At 36.5% G+C, this 12,430-nt stretch carries 14 protein-coding genes and 1 tRNA gene; 6 read left to right on the top strand and 9 right to left on the bottom strand.

All coding sequences use genetic code 11. From position 1 onward, the window contains the following. Nucleotides 1-68: 68 nt before the first annotated feature. Nucleotides 69-920, bottom strand: coding sequence for a translation elongation factor Ts (tsf, locus tag ACWIW0_RS01630; protein WP_454451930.1), 852 nt, complete (start codon nucleotides 918-920; stop codon nucleotides 69-71). A 96-nt stretch (nucleotides 921-1,016) separates the two neighbouring features. After that, nucleotides 1,017-1,733: a 30S ribosomal protein S2 gene (rpsB, locus tag ACWIW0_RS01625; RefSeq protein WP_157394084.1), complete on the bottom strand. Its 717-nt coding sequence runs from the start codon at nucleotides 1,731-1,733 to the stop codon at nucleotides 1,017-1,019. A gap of 170 nt (nucleotides 1,734-1,903) precedes the next feature. Between rpsB and ACWIW0_RS01620 the strand changes: the two genes are divergently transcribed. Continuing rightward, nucleotides 1,904-2,044 (top strand): hypothetical protein, encoded by a 141-nt coding sequence (locus ACWIW0_RS01620; RefSeq protein ID WP_454451929.1) that lies wholly within the window; start codon nucleotides 1,904-1,906, stop codon nucleotides 2,042-2,044. Here ACWIW0_RS01620 and glmU read toward each other — a convergent pair. The 3 genes from glmU to ACWIW0_RS01605 form a co-directional block, all read right to left on the bottom strand. Next, the gene (gene glmU, locus ACWIW0_RS01615; RefSeq protein WP_454451928.1) at nucleotides 2,028-3,395 is read right to left on the bottom strand and encodes a bifunctional UDP-N-acetylglucosamine diphosphorylase/glucosamine-1-phosphate N-acetyltransferase GlmU; all 1,368 of its coding nucleotides are present in this window, start codon (nucleotides 3,393-3,395) and stop codon (nucleotides 2,028-2,030) included. The two genes, ACWIW0_RS01620 and glmU, sit on opposite strands and share 17 nt — an antisense overlap. Nucleotides 3,396-3,593: 198 nt before the next feature. After that, nucleotides 3,594-3,683, bottom strand: a tRNA-Ser gene (locus tag ACWIW0_RS01610). A gap of 297 nt (nucleotides 3,684-3,980) precedes the next feature. Next, nucleotides 3,981-4,292: a BolA family protein gene (locus ACWIW0_RS01605; protein ID WP_454451927.1), complete on the bottom strand. Its 312-nt coding sequence runs from the start codon at nucleotides 4,290-4,292 to the stop codon at nucleotides 3,981-3,983. Nucleotides 4,293-4,370: 78 nt separating this feature from the next. Here ACWIW0_RS01605 and ACWIW0_RS01600 point away from each other — a divergent pair, with 78 nt between their 5' ends. Then, nucleotides 4,371-4,958 (top strand): YajG family lipoprotein, encoded by a 588-nt coding sequence (locus ACWIW0_RS01600; protein ID WP_454451926.1) that lies wholly within the window; start codon nucleotides 4,371-4,373, stop codon nucleotides 4,956-4,958. 214 nt (nucleotides 4,959-5,172) lie between these two features. On the opposite strand, the gene ACWIW0_RS01595 is transcribed toward ACWIW0_RS01600, so the two are convergent. Further along, complete coding sequence (locus ACWIW0_RS01595) at nucleotides 5,173-5,814, bottom strand: curli polymerization inhibitor CsgI-related protein (RefSeq protein ID WP_454451925.1); 642 nt, start codon at nucleotides 5,812-5,814, stop codon at nucleotides 5,173-5,175. Between the two features lie 155 nt (nucleotides 5,815-5,969). Here ACWIW0_RS01595 and corC point away from each other — a divergent pair, with 155 nt between their 5' ends. The 4 genes from corC to ACWIW0_RS01575 all read left to right on the top strand — a co-directional run bounded on the left by corC (nucleotide 5,970) and on the right by ACWIW0_RS01575 (nucleotide 9,709). Continuing rightward, the gene (corC, locus tag ACWIW0_RS01590; protein ID WP_454451924.1) at nucleotides 5,970-6,857 is read left to right on the top strand and encodes a CNNM family magnesium/cobalt transport protein CorC; all 888 of its coding nucleotides are present in this window, start codon (nucleotides 5,970-5,972) and stop codon (nucleotides 6,855-6,857) included. A gap of 25 nt (nucleotides 6,858-6,882) precedes the next feature. Next, a complete protein-coding gene (lnt, locus tag ACWIW0_RS01585; protein WP_454451923.1) occupies nucleotides 6,883-8,409 on the top strand; it encodes an apolipoprotein N-acyltransferase in 1,527 nt (508 codons plus the stop codon). A 106-nt stretch (nucleotides 8,410-8,515) separates the two neighbouring features. Then, the gene (gene rpoE, locus ACWIW0_RS01580; RefSeq protein ID WP_454451922.1) at nucleotides 8,516-9,094 is read left to right on the top strand and encodes an RNA polymerase sigma factor RpoE; all 579 of its coding nucleotides are present in this window, start codon (nucleotides 8,516-8,518) and stop codon (nucleotides 9,092-9,094) included. 18 nt (nucleotides 9,095-9,112) lie between these two features. Continuing rightward, complete coding sequence (locus ACWIW0_RS01575) at nucleotides 9,113-9,709, top strand: sigma-E factor negative regulatory protein (RefSeq protein ID WP_454451921.1); 597 nt, start codon at nucleotides 9,113-9,115, stop codon at nucleotides 9,707-9,709. Nucleotides 9,710-9,807: 98 nt separating this feature from the next. On the opposite strand, the gene fis is transcribed toward ACWIW0_RS01575, so the two are convergent. From fis to sohB, 3 genes are all read right to left on the bottom strand, one after another. Next, nucleotides 9,808-10,101 carry a DNA-binding transcriptional regulator Fis gene (gene fis / locus ACWIW0_RS01570; RefSeq protein ID WP_157394945.1) on the bottom strand — a complete coding sequence of 98 codons (294 nt, stop codon included), beginning with the start codon at nucleotides 10,099-10,101 and terminating at the stop codon, nucleotides 9,808-9,810. Next, nucleotides 10,101-11,090 carry a tRNA dihydrouridine synthase DusB gene (dusB, locus tag ACWIW0_RS01565; protein WP_454451920.1) on the bottom strand — a complete coding sequence of 330 codons (990 nt, stop codon included), beginning with the start codon at nucleotides 11,088-11,090 and terminating at the stop codon, nucleotides 10,101-10,103. The genes fis and dusB overlap by 1 nt, the downstream gene beginning before the upstream one ends. A 213-nt stretch (nucleotides 11,091-11,303) precedes the next feature. Continuing rightward, complete coding sequence (gene sohB, locus ACWIW0_RS01560) at nucleotides 11,304-12,359, bottom strand: protease SohB (RefSeq protein ID WP_454451919.1); 1,056 nt, start codon at nucleotides 12,357-12,359, stop codon at nucleotides 11,304-11,306. Between the last annotated feature and the right edge of the window lie 71 nt (nucleotides 12,360-12,430).

The raw sequence follows: 12,430 nt of genomic DNA, 5'->3' as shown, positions 1-12,430 counted from the left end.
TCCTGCTTCTTACTAGCAAAAAACCGAGCCAAATGCTCGGTTTTTCGTTCTAGTTATTCGCTAAAGTGTTAAGCGTTACCGCCAGTGATTTTAGCAACTTCTGCTGCAAAATCTTCTTCAACTTTCTCAATACCTTCACCCACTTCTAAACGAATGAAGTTAGATACAGAAGTATTTACTGATTTTAAGTAGCTACCTACTGATTGTGAAGGATCCATTACAAATGCTTGACCTGTTAATGATACTTCACCTGTGAATTTAGCCATACGGCCTTCAACCATTTTCTCAGCAATTTCTTTTGGTTTACCTGAGTTCATTGCAATTTCGATTTGGATTTCACGCTCTTTTGCCACAACATCAGCAGATACGTCTTCTGGGTTTACGAATTCAGGTTTAGATGCAGCAACGTGCATTGCAACTTTCTTCAATTCTTCTTCTGAACCTTCACCAGCTACTAATACACCGATTTTCGCACCGTGTAAGTATTGTGCAATCACTTTACCATCTAAGTATTGAACACGACGAATGTTCATATTCTCACCAATTTTAGCAACTAAAGCGACACGTTGTTCTTCGAATTGTGCAGCTAATGCTTCAATTGAGATACCTTTGTTTGCTAATGCGTAGTCAGCAACTTCATTTGCTAAACCTAAGAAACCAGCGTCTTTTGCTACGAAGTCAGTTTGGCAGTTCATTTCAACTAATACACCAAAACCAGCACCAACACGAGCTAAGATTACACCTTCAGCTGCAATATTACCTGCTTTCTTAGCTGCTTTCGCTTGACCAGATTTACGCATATTATCGATTGCTAACTCGATATCACCGTTTGCTTCTACTAACGCTTTTTTACATTCCATCATTCCAGCGCCGGTACGCTCACGAAGTTCTTTTACTAGAGATGCTGTAATTTCAGCCATTTTTTATTCCTCTTAAATATAAACAAAGAAAGCAGGGGAATTGTCGCCCCTGCTTCACAAATTACGAATGTGTATAGGGCTTATGCCTTAATACGATTATTCAGCCGCTTCTTCTGCAACGATTTCAACTTCTTGACCACGACCTTCTTTGATTGCTGCAACTGCTGCATCTAAGTAAAGTTGGATCGCACGAGCTGCGTCATCGTTACCTGGGATAACGTAGTTTACGCCATCTGGGCTTGCGTTAGTATCAACGATAGCAAATACAGGAATACCTAAGTTGTTTGCTTCTTTGATTGCGATATGTTCGTAGTCTGCACCGATTACAAAAATTGCATCTGGAAGACCAGCCATATCTTTAATACCGCCTAAGCTTAATTCTAATTTCTCAAGCTCACGAGTACGCATTAATGCTTCTTTCTTAGTGATTTTATCGAAAGTACCGTCTTGAGTTTGAGTTTCTAAATCTTTTAAGCGTTTGATTGATTGACGAACTGTTTTCCAGTTAGTCAACATACCACCTAACCAACGGTGGTTTACGTAGAACTGTTGGCTCTCTACTGCTGCTGCTTTTACTGCGTCAGACGCTGCACGTTTTGTACCAACGAAAAGAATTTTACCATTGTTACTTGCAATGCGAGTTAATTCCGCTAATGCATCGTTGAATAATGGTAATGTTTTCTCTAAGTTGATGATGTGAACACCGTTACGCGCACCGAAAATGAATGGTTTCATTTTTGGGTTCCAGTAACGAGTTTGGTGACCGAAGTGAACGCCTGCGTTAAGCATATCGCGCATAGATACTTGTGCCATAAGAAATTTCCTTTATGTTAGTTCCCATTTTTATGGGAAGGGTTTTGCCTCCACATATCCTGTATATCGACCATTAAAACAGTTTATTTTAACAGCACCCCGATAATCAGTTTGTGATATGTGTGTGATTTTGGGTTAATAAAAATAATGTTTTTTGAACTGTTTTTTCAATGAAAAAGCAAGCACAAAAAACGGACGGATTTTACAGAAAAGTCAGGAAAAAAGCTATAACTATTTCACAACAAGCAGTGCGTTTTGCAAAAAATTTTGCTATTCACACCGCTTATTTATTTGCTACGCTTTTTTCTTAGTCGGACGTTGCCAATTTTGAATATGACGTTGTGGTACACGAGTAATCACTAATTCCTTTTCCGCCACATCTTTAGTTACTGTTGAACCCGCACCAATGGTTGAGCCACTTGCAATCGTTACTGGAGCGACCAATTGGCTATCTGAACCAACAAATACATCATCACCAATGATTGTTTTAAATTTATTCGCTCCATCATAGTTACAGGTAATGACACCTGCACCAATATTACAATTTGTACCCACTTCAGCATCACCTACATAAGCTAAATGATTAACCTTTGAGCCTATACCCACTTGTGCATTTTTAATTTCCACAAAGTTACCAACGTGAGTATCTTCTGCTAATTGTGTACCAGGACGTAAACGAGAGAAAGGACCAATTTTAGCTTGTTTACCAATGACGCTATCTTCAATGACTGAATAAGGTTTAATTTCTACATCATCACCAATTTCACAGTTTTTCAGCACTGAACCTACACCAATTTTGACACGATCACCTAATTTAATTTCGCCTTCAAGCACTACATTCACATCAATATAAACATCTTTGCCGTAGGAAACTGTTCCACGCAGATCAAAACGTTGTGGATCAACAATTGTCACACCAGCTAACAATAATTTTTCAGCCTGTGTTTTCTGATAATAGCGTTCTAAAGCGGCGAGTTGTAGGCGATTATTTGCACCTTCAACTTCCATTAAATCCGTTGCTTGCACTGCTTGTACTTTAAAACCATCACGATTTGCCATTGCAATCACATCGGTAATGTAATATTCGCCCTGTGCGTTGTTATTGTTTAACTGAGCCAGCCACTTTTTGAAACTTGCTCCACTCGCCACCATTACGCCAGTATTGATTTCTTGAATCTTTAACTGTTCAGGATTCGCATCTTTTTGCTCAACTATTGCCACCACCGAACCATTTTCACGAATAATACGTCCGTAACCAGTTGGATTAGCTAACTCTACGGTAAGTAATGCGATACCATTTTCAGGTTTAGCGGCAATAAGTTTTTCTAACGTTGCTTTGGTAATAAGTGGAGAATCGCCGTACACCATTAAAATGTTTTCATCGTCAGCAAAAAATGGTGCAGCTTGTTGCATTGCGTGCCCTGTTCCCAGTTGTTCGGCTTGTAACACCCAATTCACAGGCTCATTCGCTAAACGTTGTTGTAATAAATCGCCACCGTGTCCATAAATTAAATGGATCTGTTTGGCATCAAGCTGTTTTGCGGTATCAATTACGTGTTTTACCATCGGCTTACCTGCAATTGAGTGTAACACCTTCGGTAAATCTGAATACATACGAGTACCTTTACCCGCAGCAAGAATAACAACGCTAAGTTGGGTCATATTGAAATCCTTATAAGAAAAAATTGTGTCTATTTTACCGAAATTTAATAAAGATGCGAAATATATAGGAGAGAACATATTTACCAACATCCCCAAATATAAGGAATAAAAAAACTCCAAACATAATAAAATGTTTGGAGGTAAGTTATTTTAACAAGGAATTATCTATGAATATGAAAACAGATATATTTATTGATATGGCGGTGAGAGGGGGATTCGAACCCCCGATACAGTCTCCCATATACACGCTTTCCAGGCGTGCTCCTTCAACCACTCGGACATCTCACCAAATCAATAAAAAATGTGCATATAAATGCACATTCCAGATTATTGACAAAGTCTTTTTTCATTCGGACGCACTCAGTGAGTCCCTACAAGAAAAATTATAACTGATTGAAAAATAACAAATTTTATTTTGTTGTGTAGGGACACACTGCGTGTGTCCGTTTATTGAATACAACAAATTAGGGTTTGTCATCAGTCTGAAATGTGCATATAAATGCACATTCTTAAATCTTTGTAAACTATACAAAAATTTAATTGACTAATCAAGTGATTTTTCTGTTTTGTATAATGTTCGTAAATTTAATGGCCGTGTCCTACACAGTTTGTCGATTTGGGGGCTATTTCACCTTGTTCAATCCACTCTTGTTGTGTATAAGTATGTAACGCTAAAGCGTGAACACCATTAGCTAATTCATCTGCTAGGCATTGGTACACACTACGATGACGAGTGAGCGTACGCATTTGTTCGAATTGAGATGAAACAAGAGTTACTTTAAAATGGGATTCCGCTCCACGCCCAGAACTATGGCGATGGCTTTCATTTTCAACTTGGAGCACACTAGGTGTGAATTGTTCAGTTAATTTTTGAATAATAGTTTGTTGTACAGACATTGTTTCTCCTGAATGATTGGAAATTTAGTAAGATAATACTATACTTTACCCGTATTTACTCATTATAAGGAAGGTTTTATGAAACTTACAAAAAAAGCAATGCTCGTCGTTTCTTTATTTGGTACAGCAGTATTAGCTGGTTGCCAAACTCAGTCAAACACTCTGACATTTAATGTGCCAGCACCAACGGCGGTATTTAACACAAATAATCAAACTGCGTTAGTGAATGTAATGACTCAGGATTTACGCCCATCAGCAGAAGTAGCGAGTTATACTGATAGTGGTAATATTATTCGTTTAAATGCAGTGCCGCAGGTTTCTCATCTGTTTCAACAAGCAATGCAACAAAATTTAAATAGTAAAGGCTTTACGATTGTTCAAGGTGCAGGAAATGCCAATGTTACAGTCAAAATAAAACGTTTCTTTGCAGATGTTGAACAAGGGAATTTACGTTACAAAGTAAATGCTAATGTAGATATTGAAGTTGCAGTACAGGGGGTAAGAGGAGACTTTAATAAAAACTTTAATACTGCACGTTCTTACGAGGGGGCTTTCGGTGCAAGTAATAAAGAGATCCACAATGTCTTAAATCAAGCATATACAGATGCAATTCAAGCCATCTATAATGACAATGAAGTTAGTAATGCTATTCATCAATTCAAATAGGTAGTGAACATAGGAAATATACGCCCTCTATTCTCTCTATGAAGGCATAATTCAGCAAAAAATAACCTTTTTTCCTACACTGCATAACGAGTGTATTCAAGTAAAATTAAAAGGACTCGGTTCTGTGTAATATAGAACCTAGTCCTTTAATTAAATTTAGTCTAACTTTTTAGGGATATTATCCCTACAAGACTTTATGATTTATAGTAAGTGGTTACTGTTTTTTCGCCCAATCTAAGAAACGTTTTTGGGTTTCTTTATCGGCTTGTTGGAACCAGTATTGTAATTGCTGCTCTGCAATATTTTCACCTTGAACCATTACTTTACCTTTTGTCGCTTTACCATTTGATGTTGGCATCATAGCTGCCATTGGGGTAACGGCAAGTGATTTTAATGAGGCGATATTATTACCACTATTGTAGTTTGATAAGTTTTCTACAATGTTCGCATTCGGCATAAAACCTTCACCTTTTAAGTAATCGTGTTTATATTCTAACTCTTTACCAGATGCTGTTTTTACGCTGAATTTAGGTGTTTTTTTAAATTCGGCAACATTGCTATCAGTGCGTAAATCAGGTGCGGTAATTTTAATATCTTCAGTACTACCTGCAAATGTAATGATGATTGGTTGTGATTCAAAGAAAGAGCTATCTGAACCTGAGTGGTAAATACTTGAAACTTCGACTACAACTTGATGTTGGTTACTATCATTTACTTCTAATTTGGTGCTTTTTTTTACTTTTTGTCCATCAAAAGCTAAAAAATTGATATTAGATGAGCTACTTACTGTTCCTGCTAAGGTTGTTGCACTGATAAATAAAGCACTCAGAGTAAATGCAATTTTGGCTAATTTCATAAAATGAACTCCTATAAATCCGATGTAACGAAAAAATTGTGTATATCCTATGCTAAATTTATGTAAATAGAAAGCAAGGAATGCGAACTAATGTCGATTTTTTATCTAAATTGTGATAGCTTTCTCAAGTTTTATTTATTTATGAGTATATCCAAATGAGTGATGACCAACAGAGCATAAGCTCTTCAGAAAAAAAATCATTTTTTAAATCCTTGTTTAGTGGGTTATTTCAACAAGAACCTAAAAATCGTGAAGATCTTGTCGAAGTTATTCGTGATTCTGCTGAAAATGAGCTTATAGATACCGATACTAAAGAGATGATAGAAGGCGTAATGGAGATATCTGAATTGCGTGTTCGCGACATAATGATCCCACGCCCACAAATTGTTTTTATTGATGCAGATCAGCCATTAGATGCTTGTGTCGATATTATTATTGAGTCGGCACACTCTCGTTTTCCTGTCATTAGAGATGGAAAAGATACCATTGAAGGTATTTTATTAGCTAAAGAATTACTCAAATATCTACGTTCAGATTCTGAGCCATTTAATATGGAAGAAATTTTACGCCCCGCAGTTATTGTGCCAGAAAGTAAACGCGTGGATAGAATGTTGAAAGAGTTTCGTTCAGAGCGTTTTCATATGGCAATTGTAGTAGATGAATTTGGGGCAGTTTCAGGGTTAGTAACTATTGAAGATATTCTAGAGCAAATTGTCGGTAATATTGAAGATGAGTTTGATGAAGAAGAAATTGAGCCAATTCGTCAGCTTTCTCAACATAGCTATGCTGTATTAGCATTAACAGATATTGAACGCTTTAATCAGCAATTTGCTACACAATTTAATGATGAAGAAGTGGATACAGTCGGTGGTTTAGTCTTGCAAGCCTTTGGTTATTTACCAAAACGTGGAGAAACTATTGAATTAAATGGAATTTTATTTAAGGTAACATCTGCCGATAGCCGTCGTTTAATTCAGTTACGAGTTACAGTAACCGATGAACAGCTTGCTTTAATGCAACAAAAAGATGGAAATCACGAATAAAAATAAGCCGTAGAGAAACATAATAATGGTTATTACAAAAAAGTCGTCAAATCTTACCGCTTATCTTATTGGTTTAATTTCAGGGGGAATAGGGACTCTCGCTTATTCCCCATTTGACTATTGGGTCGTTGCTTTTATTTCAGCAATGGGGCTGATTTGGGTGGCAACATTGGCTGAGAAACGTACTGCGTTAATTGCTACGTTTTTATGGGCTGTCAGCCATTTTACGATTGGCGTAAATTGGGTACACGTCAGTATGATCCAGTTTGGTGGCGTGCCTGAAATTGTTAGCTATCTAGCAGTATTACTGTTAGCCTGTTATTTAGCTATTTATTATTTATTATTCAGTTACTTACTACAACGCTTTCAGTGGCGTAGCCCTTGGATTATTGCTAGTGTCTTTACCTTGACAGAATATTTACGAGGGGTTGTCTTTACGGGATTTCCTTGGCTACAATTTGGTTATACACAAATTGATAGCCTATTTTGGGGAATCGCTCCGCTATTTGGAGTGGAAGGGCTAACCTTTTTTGTGATGCTGGTAAGCGGTTATATTGTGTGGATTTTTCACAAATTTGCAAAAGATCGCCAGTATCCAACCGCTTGTACAGCTAATTTAGTGATGATATTACTTATCGCTTTTACTACAAAGTTTTTCTCTTTTATTGAAATAGATAAGCAGAAAGAGCCTACCACAATTAGCCTTGTTCAAGGAAATATTGAACAGAAAATGAAGTGGGATCCTGCACATTTTGATTTTACGGTGCAAACTTACTCTCGTTTAATTCAACCATTATTAGGTAAGAGTGATGTCATCGTGTTGCCAGAATCTGCCATTCCTGCGTTAGAACAGCAAATTGAGCCATTATTAACTCGGTTAGATCGGATTGCCCAAATAAAACAAAGCCAAATTATTATTGGAACATTCTATCAAAGCCAACAAGGATTGTTTAATAGTGCAGTGGTATTAGGTGATCCGAAAGAACCTTATTCTTTGTATAGAGCAGCACGTTATAATAAACATCATCTCGTTCCTTTTGGTGAGTATGTGCCGTTTGGGCGGTTATTAGATTGGATGAGAGAGATTTTTATATTACCTATTAACTTATCTCAAGGTGATTTTATTCAAGCACCATTATTAGTTGCTCAACAGCGTTTTAATGTGGCAATTTGCTATGAAATTATTTTTGGTCATCAAGTCCAACAAAATCAAAAGATACATAATGCCGATTATTTATTGACGATTTCAAATGATGCGTGGTTTGGAGAGAGTCAAGGGCCTTGGCAACATTTTCAAATGGCGAGAATGAGAGCATTGGAGCTGGGTAAACCGCTTATTCGTGCGACAAATACGGGAATTACTGCATTTGTTGATCACTTGGGGCAAGTTATCGCTCAAGCACCACAATTTGAATCAACAACATTAACGATGAAAATCTCAGCAATTAAAGGGGAAACTTTATTTGCTCGTTTGGGGCATTGGAGTATTTTTATAATCAGTGGGTTATGCTTATTATTTGGTATTTTTAAAAAACCTAAAATAAGAGAGTAATTTTTAATCAATTGAACTATTTTTATGAACTTTCTAGTCAATTTACGCACTAACAGAGCGTGCATAAGAAAGAATCTACGCGTAGAAGTTAGGAGAACGCAAATAGATGAGTGAACAAATAACCGATCAGGCATTGGTTGAACGTGCACAACAAGGTGATAAAAAAGCATTTAATTTACTCGTCGTACGTTATCAAAATAGAGTAGCAGGGTTGCTAACACGCTATGTCTCACGAGATGACATTCCTGATATTGTGCAAGAATCTTTTATTAAAGCCTATCGTTCATTAGAATCTTTCCGTGGTGAAAGTGCTTTCTATACTTGGCTTTACCGAATTGCTGTAAACACCGCAAAAAATCATCTAACTGCTTTAGGTAGAAGACCACCTAAAGAAGATATTTTAGCCGAAGATGCTGAAAGTTATGATAGTGGCGTTCAATTAAGAGAAGCAGATACCCCAGAAAATTTGGTGTTATCAGAAGAATTAAAACGAATTGTATTTGATACGATTGAAAACTTACCTGATGAATTAAAAACTGCGATTACTTTGCGGGAAATTGATGGGTTAAGTTATGAAGAAATTGCGGAAGTGATGCAGTGTCCTGTGGGGACTGTTCGCTCACGAATTTTTAGAGCTAGAGAAGCGATTGATGCGAAAGTTAATCCTTTAATGCAACAGATTTAAATATCATTGGAGTTATCTATGCAACAACGAGAAACACTTTCCGCCTATATAGACGGACATAATGTGAATGGAGAATTTACCGATACATTATGTAAAAGTGAAGAGCTACAACAAAAATGGGCAAATTATCACACAATTCGTAGTGTAATGCGTGGTGAAGATATTCTTTTAGGCAATGATTTCTCTGCGAAGATGGAAGCTTTGCTTGAAAATGAAGAAATTGAAAAAACTGCTGAAAGTGCAAAACCAAAAGGTTTATTACTCAAGTTAAAACGTTGGGGAACACCTTTAATGCAAGCAGGTGTTGCTGCATCTGTGTGTTTAATGGCGGTTATTGGCGTTAATACCTTTAATGGTGGTGAAGAAGTTGCTGCTACTGAGCAACCTGTATTACAGACTTTACCATTTACCAACTCGGTTCAACAGGTTAGTTATAATGCACCAGCAAAAGATCAACCAACTGAGCAACAATTAGAGTATCAACAGCGTAGAATTAATGCTTTACTGCAAAATCACGAATTACAACGCCGTACAAGTGCGGGAGCTGTTGTGTTAAGTGAAGAAGAAAAATCTAAAGCGCAAACTTCTTCAACAGAAACGAATAAAGATAAATAATAAAAAGGTGTAATGGACAAAAGTTGAGTTATCCATTACACCTAAAAATAACGATCCGTACGTTTCATTTACGGATTGTTATTAGTAAATAATATAGGTTAGCCCATACCGTATTTTTTTAATTTTTTACGTAATGTACCGCGGTTAATGCCTAGCATTGTCGCTGCACGAGTTTGGTTTCCACGTGTATATTGCATAACCATATCTAACATTGGGTGTTCAATCTCAGATAAAACCAACTCATATAATTCTGTTGGATCTTCACCATTTAATTGAGATAAATAATTTCTAACTGCTTGTTTCACATTATCACGAAGTGGTTTATTCACTTGTTGAGCTTGTGCATTAAGCATTGATACTGTTAATGGGTTTGTTGTTTGTTGTTCTAACATTACTTTTTATCCAACTTATTAGGATTCTCTCGAATCAATTTTACAAAATCTTCTAATGCTTGCATTTGCTCTGAAGTTGAGCTTAAAGCATTAAAAGTACGTTTAAAATTTGAGTTTGGGCTTAATGTTTCCACATACCAACCAACGTGTTTTCGAGCAATACGATAACCTTTTTCTTCACCGTAAAACTGGTAAAGATCATCAATATGCTTAAGCATTAGTTGGCACTTGTCATCTATTGAAATAGATGAATACTCCCCTTTCTCTAAGAAGTCTCCCACTTCCTTAAATAACCAAGGATAGCCAAAACTTCCACGACCAATCATCACTGCATCAGCTCCTGTATAATCAAGAACTTGTTGTGCTTTTGGAGCAGAAGTAATATCTCCATTGGCAATAATGGGTATCGAAACTGATTGCTTGACAGCTTTTATCGAATCATATTCGGCTTCACCTTCAAATAGGCAACTACGAGTACGTCCGTGAATTGTTAGTGCAGATATACCTGCTTTCTCAGCTATTTGAGCAATCTCTAGGCAGTTTCGATTTTCAGGATCCCAACCTGTTCTAATTTTTAATGTTACAGGCACATCAACAGCTTTTACTACACTATCGAGAATACGAGCAACTAATTCTGGTTCACGCAAAAGGGCAGAACCTGCCATTTTTTTATTTACCTTTTTAGCTGGGCACCCCATATTGATATCAATAATATTTGCCCCATACTCAACATTCACTTTTGCAGCATTTGCCATTTCAGTAGGATCAGAACCTGCTATTTGTACGGCATTGATACCAATTTCGTGATGATGCGCTAAGCGTAACTTCGATTTTTCGGTATGCCATACATCAGGATTTGTGGACATCATCTCTGAGAATGTTAAACCTGCTCCTAATTGGCTACATAATCGACGGAATGGTTGATCCGTAATGCCTGCCATTGGGGCTAGGAAAATACGATTTTTAATAGCATATTGCCCTATTTGCATTGCAGTATCCCTTGATTAAAATAAAAGCAGATTTCACAAGAGCGTGAGCCAAATAAAAAGTACGGTTTAAAACCGTACATTTTTTCATCCCTTTTCCATAAGGAAAATATCCTTTTGATTTAAGGGTGCGTATAATACGCATTTTTTAGCGATTTTGGAAGTCTATTTCTTCATCAATTTGAAAAATTTTACACAATAAAAATATTGTCATTTTTATAACATTGGTGAACGATTCTTATGTAAAAATTTAGCAACCAAATTTTCAATGCGTGATTCTACTTGATCGCCTAGTCGTTGAGCCAGTTTCTTCTTCTGACGATATTTTACTTCAATAACATCTTTTCCCTTGATCGAATTGAGAACAATGTCATCGCTTGTTGAGATTTCATCGACAAGATTCAATTTAATCGCTTGTGTACCAAACCAATGTTCCCCTGTTGCAACTTTTTCAATTTCGACTTGTGGGCGATTTTCTTGTACAAATTGTTTAAATAGTTGATGTGTTTCTTCCAATTCTTGCTGGAATTTTTGCTTACCTTTCTCTGTATTTTCCCCTACAAAAGTTACTGTGCGTTTATATTCACCAGCTGTCATTACATCAACATCAATCTCATTTTTCTTTAATAAACGATGAATATTTGGTACTTGAGCAACAACACCAATAGAGCCAATTACAGCAAAAGGTGCAGAAATAATTTTATCTGCAACGCAAGCCATCATATACCCCCCACTTGCTGCAACTTTATCTACGGCAATAGTTAAGGGAATATTACGCATTTTTAAACGTTGTAATTGTGATGCGGCTAGGCCATAGCCATGTACAACACCACCAGGACTTTCTAATTTTAATAAGACTTCATCTTTTTCTGGATTAACTAGCGAAATCAAAGCATCAATTTCTTTACGTAGGCAACTTACTGCACTAGCGTGAATATCTCCATTAAAATTTAAGATGAAAAGGCGTGATTTCGTTTCTTCGGCAGGTTCTTCACCTGCTTTTAAACGTTTCTTTTCTACTTTAGCTTTCTCTTTTTGAGATTTTTTTTCTTGTTTTTCTAAATGTTTTTGTTCCGCTTCGCTTAAAAATAAGCTATTTAGTGTTTTTTCTTGTTCTTGATACTTTTCAGTTAAATTTGTAATCGTGATCGTACCTGCTTCTGGTTGTTTGCGGCTTTCAAGAATAATCATCATTACAACAGCAACAACACCAAATACGGTTAAGAGTTCTAATAAGAAAATACCGTAGTTTAGCAATATCTCTTTCCACATAATGTTTCCTTTATAATACATTGTAATAAGCGGTGAATTTATACCCATTTTTTGCAATGTTTTGGCTATAT

This window comes from Ursidibacter sp. B-7004-1 (assembly GCF_053654055.1).
This window is presented reverse-complemented; position numbering and strand designations above follow the sequence as displayed.

Excerpts from the sequence above, each read along its gene's own strand:
- tsf (WP_454451930.1), bottom strand. The coding sequence starts at position 920 with ATGGCTGAAATTACAGCATCTCTAGTAAAAGAACTTCGTGAGCGTACC.
- rpsB (WP_157394084.1), bottom strand. The coding sequence starts at position 1,733 with ATGGCACAAGTATCTATGCGCGATATGCTTAACGCAGGCGTTCACTTC.
- ACWIW0_RS01620 (WP_454451929.1), top strand. The coding sequence starts at position 1,904 with ATGAAAAAGCAAGCACAAAAAACGGACGGATTTTACAGAAAAGTCAGG.
- glmU (WP_454451928.1), bottom strand. The coding sequence starts at position 3,395 with ATGACCCAACTTAGCGTTGTTATTCTTGCTGCGGGTAAAGGTACTCGT.
- ACWIW0_RS01605 (WP_454451927.1), bottom strand. The coding sequence starts at position 4,292 with ATGTCTGTACAACAAACTATTATTCAAAAATTAACTGAACAATTCACA.
- ACWIW0_RS01600 (WP_454451926.1), top strand. The coding sequence starts at position 4,371 with ATGAAACTTACAAAAAAAGCAATGCTCGTCGTTTCTTTATTTGGTACA.
- ACWIW0_RS01595 (WP_454451925.1), bottom strand. The coding sequence starts at position 5,814 with ATGAAATTAGCCAAAATTGCATTTACTCTGAGTGCTTTATTTATCAGT.
- corC (WP_454451924.1), top strand. The coding sequence starts at position 5,970 with ATGAGTGATGACCAACAGAGCATAAGCTCTTCAGAAAAAAAATCATTT.
- lnt (WP_454451923.1), top strand. The coding sequence starts at position 6,883 with ATGGTTATTACAAAAAAGTCGTCAAATCTTACCGCTTATCTTATTGGT.
- rpoE (WP_454451922.1), top strand. The coding sequence starts at position 8,516 with ATGAGTGAACAAATAACCGATCAGGCATTGGTTGAACGTGCACAACAA.
- ACWIW0_RS01575 (WP_454451921.1), top strand. The coding sequence starts at position 9,113 with ATGCAACAACGAGAAACACTTTCCGCCTATATAGACGGACATAATGTG.
- fis (WP_157394945.1), bottom strand. The coding sequence starts at position 10,101 with ATGTTAGAACAACAAACAACAAACCCATTAACAGTATCAATGCTTAAT.
- dusB (WP_454451920.1), bottom strand. The coding sequence starts at position 11,090 with ATGCAAATAGGGCAATATGCTATTAAAAATCGTATTTTCCTAGCCCCA.
- sohB (WP_454451919.1), bottom strand. The coding sequence starts at position 12,359 with ATGTGGAAAGAGATATTGCTAAACTACGGTATTTTCTTATTAGAACTC.